Annotated in this window: 17 protein-coding genes; 9 read left to right on the top strand and 8 right to left on the bottom strand. The window is 60.6% G+C overall.

Features of this window, described 5'->3' with window-relative positions; all coding sequences use genetic code 11:
• Positions 1-32 precede the first annotated feature (32 nt).
• Genes AB3X94_RS04245 through AB3X94_RS04235 form a run of 3 tightly spaced genes read right to left on the bottom strand, consistent with a single transcriptional unit; the run spans position 33 to position 2,076 of the window.
• A complete protein-coding gene (locus AB3X94_RS04245) occupies positions 33-647 on the bottom strand; it encodes a hypothetical protein (protein ID WP_176106953.1) in 615 nt (204 codons plus the stop codon).
• 49 nt (positions 648-696) lie between these two features.
• A complete protein-coding gene (locus AB3X94_RS04240; RefSeq protein WP_176106952.1) occupies positions 697-1,491 on the bottom strand; it encodes a molybdopterin-dependent oxidoreductase in 795 nt (264 codons plus the stop codon).
• Between the two features lie 3 nt (positions 1,492-1,494).
• Positions 1,495-2,076: a cytochrome b/b6 domain-containing protein gene (locus tag AB3X94_RS04235; RefSeq protein WP_368610851.1), complete on the bottom strand. Its 582-nt coding sequence runs from the start codon at positions 2,074-2,076 to the stop codon at positions 1,495-1,497.
• A 429-nt stretch (positions 2,077-2,505) separates the two neighbouring features.
• Between AB3X94_RS04235 and glnH the strand changes: the two genes are divergently transcribed.
• From glnH to AB3X94_RS04210, 5 genes are read left to right on the top strand one after another with little or no spacing between them, the layout of a single operon-like run.
• Complete coding sequence (gene glnH / locus AB3X94_RS04230) at positions 2,506-3,252, top strand: glutamine ABC transporter substrate-binding protein GlnH (RefSeq protein WP_176106950.1); 747 nt, start codon at positions 2,506-2,508, stop codon at positions 3,250-3,252.
• Between the two features lie 27 nt (positions 3,253-3,279).
• Positions 3,280-3,936, top strand: coding sequence for a glutamine ABC transporter permease GlnP (gene glnP / locus AB3X94_RS04225; RefSeq protein ID WP_018438276.1), 657 nt, complete (start codon positions 3,280-3,282; stop codon positions 3,934-3,936).
• Positions 3,933-4,670 (top strand): glutamine ABC transporter ATP-binding protein GlnQ, encoded by a 738-nt coding sequence (gene glnQ, locus AB3X94_RS04220; RefSeq protein WP_018438275.1) that lies wholly within the window; start codon positions 3,933-3,935, stop codon positions 4,668-4,670. Before glnP ends, glnQ begins: the two co-directional genes overlap by 4 nt.
• A 10-nt stretch (positions 4,671-4,680) precedes the next feature.
• Positions 4,681-5,766 carry a C45 family autoproteolytic acyltransferase/hydolase gene (locus AB3X94_RS04215; protein WP_368610850.1) on the top strand — a complete coding sequence of 362 codons (1,086 nt, stop codon included), beginning with the start codon at positions 4,681-4,683 and terminating at the stop codon, positions 5,764-5,766.
• Positions 5,702-6,700: a MurR/RpiR family transcriptional regulator gene (locus AB3X94_RS04210; protein ID WP_176106948.1), complete on the top strand. Its 999-nt coding sequence runs from the start codon at positions 5,702-5,704 to the stop codon at positions 6,698-6,700. Before AB3X94_RS04215 ends, AB3X94_RS04210 begins: the two co-directional genes overlap by 65 nt.
• A 388-nt stretch (positions 6,701-7,088) precedes the next feature.
• On the opposite strand, the gene AB3X94_RS04205 is transcribed toward AB3X94_RS04210, so the two are convergent.
• The 5 genes from AB3X94_RS04205 to AB3X94_RS04185 all read right to left on the bottom strand — a co-directional run bounded on the left by AB3X94_RS04205 (position 7,089) and on the right by AB3X94_RS04185 (position 13,091).
• Positions 7,089-8,117, bottom strand: a complete 1,029-nt coding sequence (locus AB3X94_RS04205) for a hypothetical protein (RefSeq protein ID WP_368610849.1) — start codon at positions 8,115-8,117, stop codon at positions 7,089-7,091.
• A gap of 71 nt (positions 8,118-8,188) precedes the next feature.
• Positions 8,189-9,073: a polysaccharide deacetylase family protein gene (locus AB3X94_RS04200; RefSeq protein ID WP_368611020.1), complete on the bottom strand. Its 885-nt coding sequence runs from the start codon at positions 9,071-9,073 to the stop codon at positions 8,189-8,191.
• Between the two features lie 75 nt (positions 9,074-9,148).
• On the bottom strand, positions 9,149-10,411 hold the full coding sequence (locus tag AB3X94_RS04195) for an FAD-dependent oxidoreductase (protein ID WP_368610848.1): 1,263 nt from the start codon (positions 10,409-10,411) through the stop codon (positions 9,149-9,151).
• Positions 10,411-11,613 (bottom strand): carboxylate--amine ligase, encoded by a 1,203-nt coding sequence (locus tag AB3X94_RS04190; RefSeq protein ID WP_176106945.1) that lies wholly within the window; start codon positions 11,611-11,613, stop codon positions 10,411-10,413. Before AB3X94_RS04190 ends, AB3X94_RS04195 begins: the two co-directional genes overlap by 1 nt.
• A gap of 143 nt (positions 11,614-11,756) precedes the next feature.
• Positions 11,757-13,091 carry a glycosyltransferase gene (locus AB3X94_RS04185; RefSeq protein ID WP_246391963.1) on the bottom strand — a complete coding sequence of 445 codons (1,335 nt, stop codon included), beginning with the start codon at positions 13,089-13,091 and terminating at the stop codon, positions 11,757-11,759.
• Positions 13,092-13,242: 151 nt separating this feature from the next.
• Here AB3X94_RS04185 and AB3X94_RS04180 point away from each other — a divergent pair, with 151 nt between their 5' ends.
• The 4 genes from AB3X94_RS04180 (at position 13,243) to AB3X94_RS04165 (ending at position 19,241) form a co-directional block, all read left to right on the top strand.
• On the top strand, positions 13,243-15,480 hold the full coding sequence (locus AB3X94_RS04180; RefSeq protein ID WP_368610847.1) for a polysaccharide biosynthesis tyrosine autokinase: 2,238 nt from the start codon (positions 13,243-13,245) through the stop codon (positions 15,478-15,480).
• Positions 15,481-15,599: 119 nt separating this feature from the next.
• On the top strand, positions 15,600-16,814 hold the full coding sequence (locus tag AB3X94_RS04175) for a glycosyltransferase family 4 protein (RefSeq protein WP_368610846.1): 1,215 nt from the start codon (positions 15,600-15,602) through the stop codon (positions 16,812-16,814).
• Between the two features lie 22 nt (positions 16,815-16,836).
• The gene (locus tag AB3X94_RS04170) at positions 16,837-18,057 is read left to right on the top strand and encodes a glycosyltransferase family 4 protein (RefSeq protein WP_176106942.1); all 1,221 of its coding nucleotides are present in this window, start codon (positions 16,837-16,839) and stop codon (positions 18,055-18,057) included.
• Positions 18,054-19,241 carry a glycosyltransferase gene (locus AB3X94_RS04165; protein ID WP_246391961.1) on the top strand — a complete coding sequence of 396 codons (1,188 nt, stop codon included), beginning with the start codon at positions 18,054-18,056 and terminating at the stop codon, positions 19,239-19,241. The genes AB3X94_RS04170 and AB3X94_RS04165 overlap by 4 nt, the downstream gene beginning before the upstream one ends.
• Positions 19,242-19,247 lie beyond the last annotated feature (6 nt).

Below are 19,247 nucleotides of genomic sequence, written 5' to 3'. Positions count from 1 at the left end.
TGCGTGGCGCTCGCCGAGGCGAAGGTCAGCGCTCACATCGGCGGTACCACGCCGTCCTTTTCGACCACGACGCGTTGCGCAACGTAACTTCCCTGCGACGCAGGCGTTGCGACGATGAACACCTTCTTGCCGGCCGTAAGATCGCTGTGCTCCGCGGGCGTGAACGTGACGACGGGCACGTTTGGCGGCACCGTCACCACATTGCTGCCGCCCTTGTACGACAGCTTCAGGTCGCGTCCGTTAGTGCTCTGCACGACGGAGTCGACGTTCGCGTTGGTCATCGAGCTTTTCGGGCCCAGGTCCCACGGGTAATGCCCTTCGCCCGTGCCGCGCGCGGACTCGGGGAACACCACCACTTCCGTTGCCGTCAGCTTGCCGTCGGTGCCCGTGGTTGCAGCCGTGCCAATGAACGTACCCGGCTTGATATCCGATAGCTGCATCGTTTTCACAGCCGAGACACGCACATCCGGCTTCACATCGACCGACACGGTATCGCCGCTGCGGCGATGGACCTTGAGCGTGTCACCGTTTTGCGACACGATTTCGCCACGGATGCGCGTGGGCGTCGTGGCGGGCGCCTGCGCGAAAGCAGCGCTCGCGAGCGCGGCAGCCATAAAGGCTGCGCCAAGTTTGATGCGGAGTGTCATAGAACCTCCCAACTGGATGGTTGAAGGACGGGGGAAAGACATCATTGCTTCACGAGCCGCTGAACCAGTTGTAGCCCTGGTTCTCCCAATAGCCGCCCGGATACTGGTTGGTGATTTCGATTGCGACGACATGCTTGGGATTCTTGAAGCCGAGCTTGGTCGGCACGCGCAGCTTCATCGGGAAGCCATACTTCGGCGGCAGCACGTCACCGTCGTAAGTCAGCGTGAGCAGCGTCTGCGGGTGGAGCGCCGTCGGCATGTCGATGCTGGTCCAGTAGTTGTAGTCCGCGCAATGCAGCGACACGTACTTTGCAGTCGTGTCCGCACCCGCGCGACGCAGGAAGTCGGAAAAGCGAACGCCGCCCCAGCGGCCGATCGCGCTCCATCCTTCGACGCAGACAAGACGCGTGATCTGGCTTTCCTGCGGCAGCGCATGCAGTTCGTCGAGCGACCAGGTGCGCTTGCCATGCGCGAGGCCGGTGACCTGCAGACGGTAGGTCGCGGCATCGATCTCGGGTACGTCGTCGATCTCATAGAACGCGTTGAACGGAAACGGCCGCGTGATCATCGATTCCGGATACGTGGGCGCCAGCTTGTTCGGATCGAACAGCAGCGCCTGCACGCGGTCGTTGAAGAACGAGATGCGGCGCAGCGCGGTGTTCACCGCCTTGTCGTTGGTCAGATCGCAACCGGAGAGCATCGCGATGCCGCCCAGGGTCAGCAGCCGCCGGCCGAACAGGCGGCGCGCGGGCGATTTGAGTTCGCGCTGTGCGTCGCGGATGATCGATTCGGCATGCGTCGCGAGAAAACTGCCTTTTTGCGCGGTGCGTTTTCGGATCGTCACGATTTACCGTCCCCGTATCATCAACAGTAACGAGCGCGGCACGAGCGCGGCCATCGCGACGTGAACGATGAAAAACGCCACCAGGACGCTCATGCATACGAAGTGCACGACGCGCGCATTGTCATATCCGCCCATCAGCGTGCGCAGCAGCGGGAACTGCACCGACTTCCATATGACGAGCCCCGACAACACGATCAGCACGATGTCGGCGATCACGACGAGATAGGCGAGCTTCTGCACCGAGTTGTAGTGCGCGAGGTCGTCGTGTTTCAGGCGCCCGCGCAGTGCGGCGACCAGGTCGGCGGCCAGCTGTTTCGGCCTGATGGGCACCAGTTTGCGTCGCAAGCGTCCGGACGCCAGATTCAGCGCGAGATAGACCAGAAAATTGGCGACCAGCAGCCACATCACGGCGAAATGCCATAGCAGCGCGCCGGCGAGCCAACCGCCAAGTGTGATCGAAGGTGGAAACTGAATGGCTGGAAAGATTGGCGACGCATCGTAAATCTGCCAGCCGCTCATGACCATCAGCACGACCGCGACAGCATTGATCCAGTGTGTGATCCGTACCCAGCCGGGTTGAACCATGTTGTGACTCAAAATCACTCCAGATTCGGTGGCATTCATTCCAGTCGCGCGGGAGCAAGCCGGTCGACACCGAATCGCGCTCCGACCGTCAGGCTGCCAGGCTAACGCGATCGATTGACCGTTATTCCGTCGCGCGTGAAGATTTTTCCCTTGCAATCGACTTTCAATAGCGACACACACCGCGCGCGAAAGCCGTCCCGCCGCAGGGGATTCGCAGCATCCGGCATGCCCTATTGCGCCGGGCACAAGCGCTTCGGCGCAAAGACATGCTTCGGCACCCCGCGCCTTCCGTCCGACATCTCCTATCGGGGTATACCCGATTCGCAAGCAAATTTGCGCGCCAAGCTATTGCGCAAATAAATTTGCAGAAAGATACTCATCGCAAATCGGTTTGCTGTCGTTCCTCAACCCCACCTCGAAGAGGTCATCATGAAACTCGTAGCAAAGCTCGCCGCGGCTGCACTCGTCGCCGTTTCCGTCCTCGGTCATGCCGCGCGGGCCGAGACCTTGCTGGTCGCCTGCGACACGGCGTTCGTGCCGTTCGAATTCAAACAGGGCGACAAATACGTCGGCTTCGATATCGACCTGTGGGAAGCCATCGCGAAGGACCTAAAGCTCGACTACAAGCTGCAGCCGATGGATTTCAGCGGCATCCTGCCGGCGCTGCAAACCCATAACGTCGACGTCGCGCTCGCGGGCATCACGATCAAGGACGAGCGCAAGAAAGTGATCGACTTCTCCGATGGCTACTACGACAGCGGCTTCACGCTGATGGTGCCGGCCACCAGCGCGATCAAGGGCCCGGACGACCTGAAGGGCAAGTCGCTCGCCATCAAGACGGGGACGTCGGCGGCGGATTACGCGAAGATGCACTTCGCGGGTACCGATCTGCGCCAGTTCCCGAACATCGACAACGCGTATCTGGAGTTGCAGACAGGACGGGTCGATGCAGCGATGCACGACACGCCGAACGTTCTCTACTACATCAACACGGCCGGCAAGGGCCATGTGAAGGCGGTCGGTCCGCAGATGATGGCGCAGCAATACGGCATCGGCTTTCCGAAGGGCAGCCCGCTCGTGCCGAAGGTCAATGCGGCGCTCGCGAAGATCAAGGCTGACGGTCGCTATGCGGCGATCTACAAGAAGTGGTTCGGCGCCGAGCCGACGAAGTCCTGATAACGCAACGGCTGCGGGAGGCAAGTCATGCAGTTCGATCTGTCAGTCGTCGTCGATGCGTTACCGGCACTATTGCAGGGCGCGAAGCTGACGGTGCTCATCACCATCGCGGGCCTTGCGGGAGGCCTGGCGGTCGGCTTTCTGTTCGGCTTGATGCGGGCGTACGGGAACGCCTTCATGCAGAAGATCGCGTTCGCGTACGTCGAGTTCGTGCGCGGCACGCCGATCGTCGTGCAGGTGATGTTCATCTACTTCGCTCTGCCCGTGCTGCTTAACGTGCGCGTCGATGCGTTGACGGCCGCGATCGTGTCGATCATCGTCAATTCGGGCGCGTATATCGCCGAGATCGTGCGCGGCTCGTTCCTGTCGGTGCCGCGCGGATTGAAGGAAGCGGGACTCGCGCTGGGCATGCCGATGTGGCGCGTGCTAGGGTTCGTCGTCGGGCCCGTTGCGATTCGCCGCATGACGCCTGCGCTTGGCAACCAGTTCATCGTGAGCCTGAAGGATACGTCGCTGTTCATCGTGATCGGCGTCGGTGAACTCACGCGTCAGGGTCAGGAAATCATGGCGGCGAATTTTCGGGCCGTTGAAATCTGGACGGCCGTGGCCGCAATCTATCTGTGCATGATCGGTGTGCTGACGTTCTGTCTGCGCACGATGGAAAAGAGGATGCGGATACTATGAGCGCGCTCGATATGGTGCAGTTCAAGCAGGTCACGAAGCGCTTCGGGCAGACCACCGTGCTGGACGGCGTCGATCTGAACATTCGCGCGGGCGAAGTCGTGGTGCTGATCGGTCCGTCGGGTTCGGGCAAATCGACGCTGCTGCGTTGTATCAATGCGCTGGAGCATATCGACGGCGGCGATCTGATCGTCGATGGCATCAGCGTGCACGGCGGCTCGAAGAAGGTGCGCGAGATTCGCCGCGAAGCGGGCATGGTGTTTCAGCAGTTCAACCTATTCCCGCAACTGACGGCGCTCGAAAACGTCGCGTTCGGTCCGCGTCAGGTGCGCGGCATGAGCAAGTCCGACGCGGAAACGCTCGCGCACGAGCTGCTCACGAAAGTCGGCCTGGCGGGCCGCGTCGGGCACTATGCAAGCGAGTTGTCGGGCGGTCAGCAGCAACGCGTCGCGATTGCGCGTGCGCTGGCCGTCAAGCCGAAGCTGATGCTGTTCGACGAGCCGACTTCGGCGCTCGATCCCGAACTGCGGCAGGAAGTGCTGCGGGTGATGCAGTCGCTGGCGGAAGAGGGCATGACGATGGTCGTCGTGACGCACGAAATGACGTTCGCGCGCAAGGTCGGCACGCGTCTGATCTTCATGGAGCACGGCCACATCACGGTCGACGGGCCGCCCGCGCAGTTGCTCGACAATCCGCCGAATCAGCGCCTGCGCGATTTCCTTCAACACGTCGAATGATCTCGAACTCATGTCTGTAATTGGATTCATCGAAATCTCCGGCTCGCCGTTCGACGCGGGCGAGGCGCTAGGCCGCTTCGGCGCGTTGGCCGTGCATCGCCACCTGGTGCAATCGGCCGCCTGGCGCGACGTCATGCAATGGCGTGGCACGCCGCTCGCGGCCGCGCTTTCCGCACATACGCGGCAGCGCTTTCCGCGAATCTGGGCGGAATTGCAGGGGCTTGCCAACGGCCTCGGACTGCCCTTCGACGATGTGTTCCTGTGGAACTGCCGCGGCGACCTGTGGGCTGCGTCGCCCGACGGTTGCACGACGGTGCAATTGCCATCGGTTGATGGCAAGCGCATCAGTCACAACGAAGACGGCGACCCCGGCTTCGCGGGGCATTGCGCGATTGCCGCGTGTCGGATCGACGGCAGTCCGGGCTTTGCGGCGTTCGTGTATCCGGGCTCGCTGCCGGGCCATACGTTCGCCGTGACGGACGCGGGTCTTGCCGTCACCGTGAACAACCTGCGGGTGCGCGAGACCGAGGCGGGCGTGCCGCGCATGGTGCTCACGCGCGCGTTGCTGGATGCGCGCGATCTCGATGCGGCCGTTGCCGTGGTGCGCGACAACCCCCGCGCGGGCGGCTTCCATCTGACGCTTGCGCATCAGGCGAGCGCGCCGTTGCTGAGCGTCGAGTACAGCGCGCACGGTTGTTCCGTGCAGGAGATCACGCAGCCGTCATTGCATGCGAATCACGCGATTCATCCGCCGATGCACGGCCTCGCTCAGGTCGTGACCGATTCATCGCGTAGTCGGCAGGCGCGCGGCGACCGGATGCTGCGGGACGCAAGCGAAGCGGGGCATGCGCCTGAGCCGCTCGCGATCCTCGCCGACACGCACGACGAATCGCTGCCGATCTACCGCACCGATCCCGCCGATCCCGACGACGAAAACACGCTCGCAACCGCTGATATCGTGATCAGGGCGTCTCACATAGAATGGGACGTTTATGAACAACCAGGGACGCCGCCGCGATATCGATTGATCAATGGACACAAACCTACGCACGAAGCGCCGCAAGCCGGCGAACAAGGACGAGGCGAGCGCGCCTGAAGCCGTCGCTGGCGCGCCGCGCAGCGTCGATGCGCTGCGCGAACTGGTGGTGCGCATCGGTCGCGACGAGGCGGGCCTGTCGCTCGGCGGTAAGGCGCACGCCGTGCTGGCGTGGCTGCTCGAACGGCCGGAGGAAGTGGCCGTGCGGACCATCACCGATCTGGCGACGGCACTCGACGTCAATGCGTCGACGCTGACGCGGCTCAGCACGAAGCTCGGCTATACAGGGTTCGCGGATTTTCAGAGCGTGTTTCGCGATTCGCTGGCGGAGCGTCACCGGCATTTCTATACGAATCAGGCGGAGCGGCTCGTTGCAGGGAAAAAGCAGCGTGCGCACACGCCCGTCAATAGCGGAACGTCGCCCGAAGTCGAGGTCGTCGTGCAACTCGCGCACGAATCGATCGTCAATGTGGAGACGTTTCTCGCGCGGCTATCGGCTGACGATCTGCGTGGCGCGGCCGCGCTATTGGCGGGGGCGCCGCGCGTGCGCGTGCACGGCTTGCGGCAGTTCAGCGCCCTCGCCAGCTTTCTTTGCTATGGGCTCGGGATGATCCGTACCGACGTCGCGTTGCTCGATGCACAAGGGCTCGGCGTGGCTGAAGGACTCGCGCAGTTGCAACCGGGCGATGTGGTGGTCGTCACGAGCGTCTCGCCTTATACGCGCAGCGTCGCTGAAGCTGCGAAGGCAGCGGCCGAGGCGGGTATGACGGTCATCGCGATCACGGATACGCTCGCGTCTCCACTGGTGCCGCCCGCGCGCCACGCGTTTCTGATTCCGCATGACAGCAGTTTCTTCAGCAATAGCATGGGCGCGTATCTGATCTTTTGCGAAGGCCTGCTCAATCTGGTCGCGACGCATCTGGGGAAGCGGTCTTTGCAGGCGCTATCGCGGCGCGAACGATTGATTACCGCGTTGGGGATCGAGACGGACTAATGCTGGCGAGGGATCGTAAAGATCCGTTGTCGGACCGCGAGGTAGGTGCAGCGCATCTGCGGCTCGCTAGCCGCGGCCGTTGTGATCCGCCGCTTTCTGCTGACTTTCAATATTTCCCGCTCGATCGGCGCTGCTCAAGGAGCGCAAGCGCCGCTGGCGGAGCCGGCCATTCTTCGACGTATTCGAAAACAGGACGTCCGCGACGGCTCTGAGAGCAAGGTAGACCACGAATAGAAACGCGATCGTACCGATTATTCGTATAAGAGTCGTCATCTTGAACCCTCACTTAAGTAACGCGACCTCAGTTGGCTCGATTGGAAAACCGATCCATCAGTCGGGATTCCCAACTCCCGGCCGCGCACCTCCGGTCAATGCAGCACAGTTGCGCTTACTGAACGACTTTGCATCCTCTCACGCAGGTGTTTTGCCGATACTGTGCGGCGCCGCCGCTCGCCTTTTGCCATATGATACCTGGCCGTGTTGCGAACGAATAGTACGCCTTTTCGCTTACCCCCATTACGGTGTTGTAACGCACGATGTTGGTCGAGTAGTCTGCGTCGCCGGCGGTGCCACCTGTCAGCAGCACCGAAGCGCCCATATCGGGCGCTCCATAGCCGTGAATTGCCCTGACGTCGTTGTATTCGATCACGTTATCGCCGCCCAGTTGCAGCGCATTGTCATTCTCGACACCTACCGCGCAATCTATCAGAACATTATGTCCAATGTACCCGTGTCGATGCGCGACGAATACGGCGCCGTAGTATCCGCAGCTCTCGAAACGGTTGTATGCAATCACGTCGCCGCTGCCGCCGTCCACTTCCCCGTAGGTCTGAAACATCGCCTGGCCAAAAAATCGCCTGAAGGTGTTGCCGACAAGCATGAAGTCGCTGACCCTGTCCCGCGTCTCGACGGGAATGTTGTAGTGCAGCGCATCGTCGTCGAGAATAAAGCGTGGAGCAGTGGAATTGGTTCCTTCGAATACGCAATTGGCGATGCTGTCGCCGGTCAGCGTTTTCCCCTCCGGTGCGACGACGGAAAACATGCTGAATACCGGCTTGGTCTGCCTGAGCGTCGTGCCTTTCGCACATTCCATGTGCCGATGGCTGACCGTGATTTTGACCGTGTGGTCGATCACGCAGGTCCCAGCCGGCACCCGTACGTCGCCGGCATCCAGCGCGGCCTGAAATGCTGACGAATCGTCCGACACGCCATCGCACTTGGCGCCAAAGTCAACGGGATTCACTGGGTCAACGAGGGCTGGTGCGACGATAGTGCGCTCAGCCGGGGGCGTACCCGGCAGACCGCTGGCTGGCGGCACCCTGGCTGCCGCATCGCCGCGATCCGCGAGTAGCCGCAATGACAGCGCGGCAATGAGCCCGCTGAGCAACAGGCCGCAGGCCCAGTAAGCGAACCTCATGAAAATTGACTCCAGCGTTCGTTTAATAGCGCAACAGGGTTACAGCCGGACGGACATCCGGCCTTCGCCAACTAGAACTGCGGAAAGCGTCCATCCCACGAGCCACCTCGCAAGTAGCGCAGAAAAACCGGAATGCCTGTCAATTGGGCGGCGAACCAGGTGGGCGAGGCGTCGTCGGTAATGATGATCGTGCGCAAACGGTAAGGATCGGTTTGGCTATCGTTCCAGCCAACGTCGCAGGTGCGCGCGGTCTTGAATCCCGCCGCCTTCACGTATTCGATCTCCCGCGCGCCGTAGTTGCCGTTCGGATACGCGAAGTGAGTGCACTCGCTATTCAGTAAAGCGCCAACCTCGTGTCGTGAACCCGCGATTTCCTCCTCACATTCGGATGCCTCGCAGCGCGTCAAGATCGGATGAAACCGCGTGTGCGCCTGAAAGTCCACATAAGGCTTCATCGTTTGGATCTGCTCATGGGTGAGGCCCGACGGCTTGTCTTCGCCGTCCTGCGCAAATCCTCTCACCTCGAGTTCGGCCAGCCGACGTGAATTGCCTAGTCGCTTCAGCCGTTCGATACCGGCCTGTTCCGCTGACGGATGCAACCACCAATGCCTGCGCCGGCGCGCGACGATTCGACTGCATAGGAAAATGGTCGGGCGAACCTTATGTTTGATGAAAACCGGCAGAAGATCAGCATTGCCTGCGTGGCCATCGTCAAAAGTAACGACTGCGCGAGGCCGCCCTTTGCTGGGCTCATTGAGAGCCGCGAGAGGGATCACATCGCAGATCTTCCGCAAATGGGTCAGATGCACATCGAGCGTTGCAGGGTCCGGATCGTGATACAGCAGGATCGCGACTCTGTCACGCCATAGCAAAGTTCGCGTTAGCCACGTCATACCGGAAAAGGACAAGCAGCGAGCCATGATTTCTTTCACGGCGCTGTTTCGCTGGGGAATCATCATTGGGCACACTCACTGAGTAGACAGTTGGTGTATCGATGAGCCTGAACTCGACACGATCCGCATGGATGGCGCTTAATGATCAGCCTGATTCGCAACTGCTTCCGTGGTTGCTGCGGCGGGCGTCGTTCGCGGCGCGGGGCTATCGTGCCGATAACGCTTCAGGATATGCCGTGCAACCTGCGGCGCTGCGTATTTCGCTCCATAGATGAATCGCATCACAGGACCAAAGCTGTATGCGGATGCGGGTCCAATCACATAGAGACCGGGAACACCGGTCTCGAAATGGCGCGTAAGCTCCGGCACACCGTCTTCAAGGGACATCGACTGGACGATTTCCCTTGAAAGAAATGCATGTCGACTGAGGTCGGTTTTGAACCCGGTCGCCGCAATGACGTGGTCGGCCTCTAACTGCGATTGCTGGTCTTTCGTGGAGACCTGCAAGACGATGCGATTTTTATCAACGGTCGCGTGACGTATCTGGCTGCCGACCGACACGTCGACCTGGTCGACGACGCGATCGCGCAGCCACCAGGCGCCAGACGGGCCCCACGTGGAATTTACGACCTGCTTTCGGCGCTGTGCGCCAAATGCGCGAAACACGAACGGCCATTCCGCGATGATATGGGCGCGCCAACCCGGGCCGATTCGCCCATCCGGCCTGATCAGCCTCGATACAAGGCTCCGGTTGTTCTGCGGTTTGTTGTTCCACGTCACGACAGGTTCACGCGCGAGCACGCGGATACGACCACCGTTTTCGTTCATGAGCGCGGCGAGGCCGAGTGCCGACTGTCCGCCACCCACGATAACGATATCCTTTCCTCGCACCCATTCGAGATTTCCGTACTCGCAGGAATGGGAGACGAATTCTCGTGGCAGCCCTTGCAGAACCGGAGGCGTCTTTTCGAAACCCTTGAGCCCCAGCGCCAGCACCACGCGGCGCGCGACGACGGAAGTGCCGTCACTCAGCGACAGATGGAACATCCCGTCCACGCGGCGCATATCGACAACATCGACCTGCCTTAAATCGTCGACGAGCTGTTGTTGAAACCACAGTCCATAATCAATAAACGTTTCGCGTGTCAGGCGCATGCCGATCGGCTGGTAGCGAATGCCCCTCAGCGCACAATAGTCCTGAAGCGCATAACCGCGCTGCGGTGCATAGAGACTCGTGGACCAGCCGTCAGAGCGCATCAGCATGCCCGGTGGCGCGAAGTTTCGCCAGCCTTCCATAGGCGTGCCTAAAACCTGATGAGGCACGCCCGCCGCATCCAGGTGAGCCGCGAGAGACAAGCCATAAGGTCCTGCACCAATGATTGCGGTATCGGTCGTTGCCATTAGTTCCTCCCACTTAACAGATTTTCGGGTCGATTTGTGAGCACATCTCTCTGCATCATCTGCCGCAGTCGGCGCAACGGATTTCCCATGCAGTACTGTCTTAAAGCGGGAAACGGGTCCTCGATGCGAAAATAGCCGTCCACGATCTCCGTGATGCCCGTCAGCAGTTGAGGTGGCGGCTTGTCGGCGATTGACGCCCGCCACGCGACGCTCACACGGTTTGCCGTGGCCGTCGTCACAGGTAGTCCTAGCTCGTGCTGATAGGCCGCGACTGGGATATTCGTCCCACACAAGGTAGCGATTTCTTCCTGCCAGTCCGTTCTTCCAACGGTGGGTTCGATCATCACGAACTTCCGGCGATGATCGTCCCACTTGTATTCCATGCTGCCCATGCCGTCCATGCTCGCGCATTCCGCGAAAGCCAACGTGATGGGCTCGAGTACTTTGTGCGCGTCGGGCGCCGCAACACATACCGCTGTGCTACCTACGTTGCGGGGATAGCAGGAGAGCTTGCGTCCGGTGAAGGTTGCGATTGGCCGTCCATCCGCACCACGATAAAAGAGCGTGAAATAGATGTTGCTATCCGCCCCTTCTATCCACTCCTGCACCACGATTCCTCCAGGAGTCTCAAGCATGACGGCTGCTTGCTCGCGGGCCTCTTTTAGCGTTTCGATACGAAGCGCGCGTTCTTTTTTTCCGGTTAACGCACTTCGCTTGTCATCGGGTTTCATCACGCATGGGAACTGCAGCATACCCAGCAGTGCCATATCGGAGCCACTTTCAAGAACGACAGTACGCGGAACCTCAAAATCATTTACTTGTGCGAACACGTGGAAACTCGCCTTACTGCTCAGGAGCTTTATCTTCTCGTCGGTCGGAATCCGAATGCGGAACCACTTCGATATTTCGTCGATGTTTTCGGAGACAGCATGAACCGCTGGTTCGGCCGTCAATATCAGAACCGGCGGCTCGCTCATTCCCCTGCCGATTTCGATCATGTCGTCGATGAATTCTCTTCCTTCGAGATTTCTGATTAGCCGGCCCTGCGTGTGACGAGACCAAAAGGCAGCCCTGCTTTCCATATCGACAGTCAAGGTTCGAATTCCTTGCCGAGCGAGCGACCTGACGACGCCAAGGCCGTTCAATTCGCCGCCAACCACTACTGCGCTGACGTTTGCACTGCGTGAATCCATACGCGCCATAATCGCTCCGGGTACGATTGCCTACATAAGAATGCCTGGGTCATTCGCACGTTCGTCCTTGCACGACGAGGAGTGCATAGCCGACTGCAATGAGAATTTTTTTGATGGAAGATTGGTCCGCTCTGTCCAGCTGATATGCGAATTCATTCCGCCTGGGATGGCTGCTCAGCGGTGTGGTTAGCCGGTGTTTCGCTCGGAGCGGGCAACGAATCGCGGGGCATGTAAATCACGAGCCAGCGCGGTGCCCTGAATTTGACGATCGATACATACAGCCAAACGTAGACCGCCATGAAAGTCATCGCGGTCGCAAAGAGCGCCACTTCGTTATTCCAAAGGAACGTCGCCGGCACGATACTGATGAGGCTGATCGTCCAAAGGTATGGCGACGTCCTCGCGTTGCGCCTCGTGCGCTGGCGTGTCGTCTCGGGATGAGCTGCGCGGCGCACCATCCGCCTGAAGATCAACGTGTGCAAATGGATGCCGTCAGGCTCGCCTGCCGCGCAGCCGCGCACAATGCGCCGCCGGTAGATCGTGAAGACGGTTTCGAAGATCGGATAGATCGTCACGACGACAGCGTACCAGGCAGAGACATTCGGATGGCGCGCTATAAGGAGGACGACGAGTTCGGCAATCGTAAAGCCGATGAAGTACGCACCCCCGTCGCCGAGGAAAATCGCCGCGGATGGGTAGTTCCACACGAGGAAGCCCACGATGGCGCCGATCATCGTCAGGGACACGCTGAGAATCAGCCAGTCGTCCACCTGATGTGCGACGAAACCAATCGAGGCCAGCATCAGAACTGCCACTCCGCCGGCCAATCCGTTGAAGCCGTCGATCAGATTGAACGCGTTGGTCAAGCCGGACACCATGAGCAAAGTGAGGCCCAGCGCGATCGGCGAATAGACAAGAAGGGAATCTATCAGCGGAAGATCCACACGATCGACGACGGCCCCTAGCGCAAAATCACCGATCGCCGCAGAAACGATTGCACATAGCAACCTCGCCGCTGGACTCACCTGCTTGGTGAAGTCCTCGATGATCCCGCCGAGGAAAACTGGCAACGCGCACAGAAGCAATTTGAAAACCTCCATGCGCGGATTACTGCCGAGTAATGCACCGAGCGCGAGTGTTAGCGCCACCGCGAGCGCGACCGCGATGCCACCTACACGGGGCACGGCCGTAGCGTGCATCTTTTGTACGCCATCGAGTTGATTGTCGAGTCCAATGCCGCCACCGAGCCGAGCGCTTTTGACAACGATAAAAGTAATCAGAAAGCATGCTAATAGGCCAAATATTAAGTTCGGCATCTCTCTCGCCTCGATGGTGTTGACCTGATAACTGTCTCTCACACACAAAACGCGAATTCCACGACGATTAAAGCCATTTGTGTGGCGAGCAGCCTTTTTATTAATTCGGCATTTGCTACCGACGGGTACAGAAGGTACGGGAAAAAGGTACCCATCAATGTTCGTTTCCATACACAAACGGGGCCGGCCCGCTGGTACGTTCTACCGAAATGATTTTGGCTACTGTAGGCCTGCTGCGCGACTGATCTGATGCTTCACAACGGACGGAGCCTTTCTTCGCGAAGCATGTGACTTACGGGTTCTGTTTGTCCTGGGGATCTCCATGAACGAAAAGCAGATATCGATGCCGTCGTCGGCGCGGTCCAGCCACGGCAATCTTTCGCAAATACTCGATGTGATTTCGCGGCGCCGGCTGACGATTGCAGTCACAACGGTGGTCTGCCTCGTTGTGGGTGGCGTCGTCGCGCTCACGTCGCCGGTCTACCAGTCGAACATTCTCGTCAAGATCGATCAGTTGCCTGAAGCGCAGCCCTCCTCGCGTCCGGAACTGATGTCGTTGGTTTCGCCTGCGTTCGATGCAAGGTCGAAGACGACGGGAGAGATGCAGGTAATCCAGTCGCGCCAGACCGTCGCACATGTGGTCGATGAGCTCGAGCTCGACGTTGTTTCAGGCCCGCGTCGCTTTCCTGTCATCGGAGCGTGGCTCGCGAGTCATGCAAGTGATCTCTCGAAGTCGGTCTTTGGCGCCATTGGCGGCTACGCGTGGGGCAAGGAACAGATCAAGGTTGGTGCATTCAAAGTTCCACGCGAGCTGGAAGACCGCCAGCTGACATTGACGGCGCTGTCCGAGGATCGATACGAGCTGAGCGGTAGTGAGCTTGACAGGCCCTTCGTCGGCAGCGTCGGTCGGACCGAAACGATCGCGACCACCAAAGGCGATGTGACGTTGCGCATCGACACGATCGTGGCGGGGCCCGGTATCCGGTTCAATCTGAAGCGCTTGTCGCGCCAGGACGTGATTGACGATATGCAGAAGCATCTGCAGATCACTGAGCAAGGCGAGAAGTCGAACGTCGTGAGCGTCTCCATGCGGGGTAGCGATCCGGAGATGCTTAGCCAGACGTTGAACGCGCTCGGCGCGCAATACGTGCGTGAAAATAACGATCGCAATGCGACCATCGCAGCAAATTCGCTGAGGTTCCTGGAGAGTCAGTTACCCGCTATGCAAGCGCAAATGGTGGCGGCCGAGCACCGCTACACCGCATATCGCAATTCGCTCGGTCTCGTCGATGCGACTGAAGAAGGGCGGCTAAATCTGCAGAGAGTCTCCGATGCTGAGGCACAGCTGCTCACGCTGCAGCGCACCCGTGCCGATCTGGCAGCGCGATACGCGCCGTCGTATCCGGCCGTAGCGTCGCTCGATGCGCAGATCGCGATGACGAAGCAGTATCTTGAAGCCGGGAGAGCGCGCGTCAATGCCATGCCGACGGAGCAACAAGACGCGCTCGCCCTGATGCGCGACGTGAGAATGACGACCGACCTTTACACGGCGGCGCGGAACAATGTCGAGCAACTTCGGCTCATTCAGGCGAGCAAAGCGGGTTTCGCGCAGATCATCGATCCCGCAATCGTACCCGAACATCCGGTGCGGCCCGTGCGGTCACTCGTGCTCGCCGCGTCGTTGTTACTCGGACTACTTGCGGGTGTCGCGATTTCGTTTGTCCGCGAGCTGCTTTTCGCTGGGGTGACCGAGCCTGAACAAGTCGAAGCTCGCACCGGTCTGATGGTGTACGGAATGGTGCCTCATAGCGCAAAGCAGGACGAGCTTCAGACCAAAGCGAACGCTACCGACGCGCGCGACCTGATTCTCGCCTGCCGGCACCCGTCCGATCCGGCCGCGGAAAGCCTGCGTTCGTTCCGCTCGGCCCTGCAATACATGTTGGCGAGTGCGCGCAACAACATCGTCATGGTGGCGGGTCCGATGCCACAGGTCGGAAAGTCGTTCGTCGCCGCGAACCTTGCGGTGATCCTGGCGATGACCGGAAAACGCGTGCTGCTCGTCGACTGTGACTTGCGCAGGGGCGCCCTGCATCGCAGTTTTGGACTTCCGTCCGGCCTGGGACTCGCGGAAGTTCTCGCGGACCCGTCACTGACTGTCGAGCTTGCAACACGAGAGGTTTTACCGAATCTCGACATCTTGCCGTGTGGTGACTATCCCGCCAATCCGGCCGAATTGCTCAATAGCGTCGCTTTCGACAGCTTGATGAGTAATGCGTCGGCGCGATACGACATCGTACTGCTCGATTCGGCGCCGGCGCTCGCCGTCTCGGACGCCGGCATTGTCGCGCCGCACGCAGGATCGGTCTTTCTGGTGGCACGGTTCTCGGAAACCCGTCTTGCGGAAATCGAGGAAACGGCAAGGCGCTTTGCCCAGGTCGGCACCCGGATACACGGCGTGATGCTTAACGGCTTCTCGGTACGCAGCGTGAAGTACCTGCATCCGGGGCGCTACGGCAGCCACATCTATGCGACGAGCCAGCACACTGACCGCATGAACTGACATCGTCGACGCGTATCAGTTCGACTTCACGACGGAGAACCGGCTATTCGCGACGTTGCTTTCTTTAGCCGGTGTCGTGCTCGTGCACAAACATCTCGTTACTGCCGTTCGCCGTAATAGTGGCGCGCGACTTCGTGCTGGCCCGCCAATTCGGGCCAGTTGGTGTGCAGTTTTCAACCGCGAAACACGCTGAGCCTTTGGCCGTTCCGGGGAGACAACGAAACGTGAAGATTGTTCTTGTCGTCAATTCAATGGGAGGACCGGGCGGCGCCGAACGGGTTGCCGCGGTGCTGTCGGCCGCGTGGGCCCAACGCAACGACACCGTTACGCTCGTGCCGACCTACAGCAAACACGGTGGATGTTTTTTTCCCATCGACGAGAAGGTGCGGATGATCTATCTGGCCGACCGCGTCAGGCATAGCCCGCTGCGACGGGTCAACTACATCGCGAGACTGGCGGAGTTGCGCAAGCTATTCGTGGAAGAGCAGCCCGACGTCATCGTGTCGTTTTTGACCAACGTGAACATCAACGTGATCCTGGCTTCACGGGGCCTGCGCATTCCGGTGATCGCCTGCGAGCACAACGATCCGGTGGCCGATGGCCGCCCGTTTCTGTGGAAGCTGCTTTGCCGGCTCACCTACCCGCGGGCCACCGCGCTCACGTTCCTTTCCCAATCGATGGCAACGCCGTTCGAGAAGATGCGCTCGGGAGACACGCCTCACATTGCCGTGATGCCGAATCCGATTCCGGACGAGCTTTTCAGCATGACGAGGCCGCAGCGCGTGGAAGGCAGAAAGCGCCTTATTTCAGTGGGTCGTCTGAACCCCCAGAAGCACTACGAGCTGCTGATCGAAACCTTTGCGAAGGTCGCGCACGATTTCGAGGATTGGGATCTGTGGATCTGGGGCGAAGGCCCTGAGCGGCCGATGCTCACCCGCAGGATTGCAGAGCTCAATCTGTCCAGGCGGGTATTTCTGCCGGGCAGCACGCAGGCTGCATGGGATGAGATGGCCGCCGCGGACGCTTTCATACTGTCGTCCCGCTTTGAAGGGATGCCGGTGGCGTTGATGGAGAGCATGGCGCTCGGTGTGCCGGCGGTCTCGTTCGACTGCCCGAGCGGGCCGCGCGAGTTGATGCGCGACGGGCAGGACGGTCTGCTGATCCCACCGGGCGATGCAACAGCGCTCGCCGCCGGACTGCGGCGCATGCTGTCGGACCAGGCGCTGCGCGAAGAGCTCGGCGTCAGGGGCGCGCGCTCGATCCGGGATCGCTATTCCGTTGCCCATATTCTGACGATCTGGGATCGCCTGTTCGCCCAGTTGCGCCTGGGTTAATCAGTTTTTCCGGAGGACGATAGTGCCGACGAATAAAGTCATTCTTCTCGCGAACACGGACTGGTATCTCTTCAACTTCCGCTTGTCGCTCGCACAAACCCTACGAGAGCGCGGGTTCGAGGTGATCCTGCTATCGCCCGACGGCAGTTATGGGCCGAAGCTTCGAGCTCTCGGTTTTACCTGGGAGGCGATTCCGATGGAACGGCGCAGCCTCAACCCATGGCGCGAGGTCGGCCTCATTCTATGGCTCGCACGCGTTTTCAGACGCGAGCGTCCGCTGCTCGTCCACGGCTTTACGATCAAGGGCGCAGTCTATAGCTCGCTCGCGGCGCGGCTGGCCGGCGTGCCGATTCGCGTCAACGGCATCGATGGCCTCGGTTACGTGTTCACGAGCGATGAACTGCGCGCCCGCATGCTGCGTCCCGTGGTGAGCAATCTCATGCGCTTCGCCTTCAATGGGGAACGCTCCGCCGTCGTTCTGCAGAATTCGTCGGACGTCGCGCTCTTCAAGCGGTCTCGCATCGCTGCGGACCGGGCGGTGCGGCTCGTGAGAGGCGCGGGGGTGAACCTGACACGCTACCGGCCGCGCGAGCCGGCCGAGACGAAAAAAGGTGCGCCGTTGCGCATCGTGCTGGCGGCGAGGCTGATCTGGGAAAAGGGTATCGGCGAATTCGTCGAAGCGTCTCGGATACTGAAGAGCGAAGGCCGTTCGGTGATTTTCCTGCTGGCGGGCTCTCCCGACGAGGGCAATCCAGCCGCGATTCAGCGCAGCAAGATCGAGGAATGGGACCGCGACAACCTGCTTACCTGGCTGGGGCACGTCAGTGATATGCCCGCCTTGCTTTCGGAGGTCGATGTGGTCGTGTTGCCGAGCTACTATCGGGAAGGTTTGCCGACGACGCTGATCGAGGGCGCAGCCTGCGCGCTACCGCTGATCACGACCGATGCGCCCGGCTGCCGCGAAGTGGTGAGCCGCAACGGCGACGATGGCATCCTCATTCCGGCGCGAGACCCCAAAGCGCTCGCCGACGCGATCCGCATGCTCGACGACGATCGCGCGCTCGGCGCCAAGCTGGGCCTTGCCGCGAGAGCGAAGGTGCAAACCGAGTTCGACGAGAACATCGTGCTCGCCAAGTTGCTGTCGATCTATCAGGAGTTGGGCGCCGCGTCGCCGGTCCCGGCGACGGTGCCGGTGCCGGTCGCAGGCTTGGTGGCAACACCGCCGGAGGGGACATCGCCATGAGAATCGTCCATGTCATCTCCGGGCTGCGGGTAGGCGGGGCCGAAATGATGCTCTATCGGCTGATCCAGGCGTCGCAGCGCGATGGTGTCCAGCACACGGTGATCTCCATGTCGTCACTCGACACGATGAGCGAGCGCATACGATCGCTCGGTGTCGAAGTGCGGATACTCGGCATGTCGCGGAGTTTGCCCAATCCGCTCATGCTGTTTCGCCTCGTGCGCTGGCTGATCGAACTGCGTCCTGACGTTGTGCAAACCTGGATGTATCACGCGGATCTGTTTGGCGGAATCGCCGCGCGCATCGCCCGGATCGTCGCGGGACGGGGCGAACGACGAGGCGGTACCTTGAGGCTCGCCTGGGGTGTGCATCAGACCGAGTTCCCATCGCTGCGTTCGGGCACGAAGCTGGCAATCGTCGCGAAGTTCTGTGCGTGGCTGTCAACGCGCCTGCCCGACGTGATCATCTGCTGCGCTGACGCGGCGCGCATCTCGCACGTCCGAGGCGGCTATTGCAGTACGCGAATGCAGGTGATTTTCAACGGCTTCGATCTCGACTTGTTCAAGCCGCGCCGGCGCGACAGCGATCCGTTGCGCAAGGCGCTCGGACTGGACCCTGCGACGAAGATTGTCGGCATAGTCGGCCGCTACGACCCTGCCAAGGACTATGGCACTTTCATCAACGCCGTAGCGAGGGTGTCTGCAATGGAGCCGGACTGCCGCTTCGTCATGATTGGCCGGGGCCTTGACGAGAGCAATCGGGAACTCACGGCGATGATCGACCGCGCGGGCATCAGGGACGTTTGTCGACTTACGGGCGCAAGCAATGACGTGCACCTGCTGATGTCCGCTTTGGACGTCTTCTGTCTATCGTCACGAAGCGAGGGACTGCCGACGGTGGTTGGCGAAGCGATGGCATGCGGTGTCCCCTGCGTGGCGACCGATGTAGGCGATACCGCGGCATTGATGGGAGAAACCGGCCGTCTGGTTCCGAGCGGCGATCCGGACGCGCTCGCCGCTGGTATCGTTAGCCTGCTTTCGCTCGACCGCGAGGGACGCGAACAGCTCGGCAAGCTGGCGCGCACGCGAATGGCAACACGCTTTTCAATCGAGCGCTGCTGGGCAAGCTACCGGCACGTCTATTCGACGCGCGACCAGGCGTTCGGGTTCGGTATTGATCGCACGTGAGGGCAA

This window comes from Paraburkholderia sp. BR10923 (assembly GCF_040948765.1).
GTDB lineage: Bacteria > Pseudomonadota > Gammaproteobacteria > Burkholderiales > Burkholderiaceae > Paraburkholderia > Paraburkholderia youngii.
The sequence above is the reverse complement of the archived record's forward strand: the minus strand, read 5'-3'. Positions and strand labels throughout refer to the sequence as shown.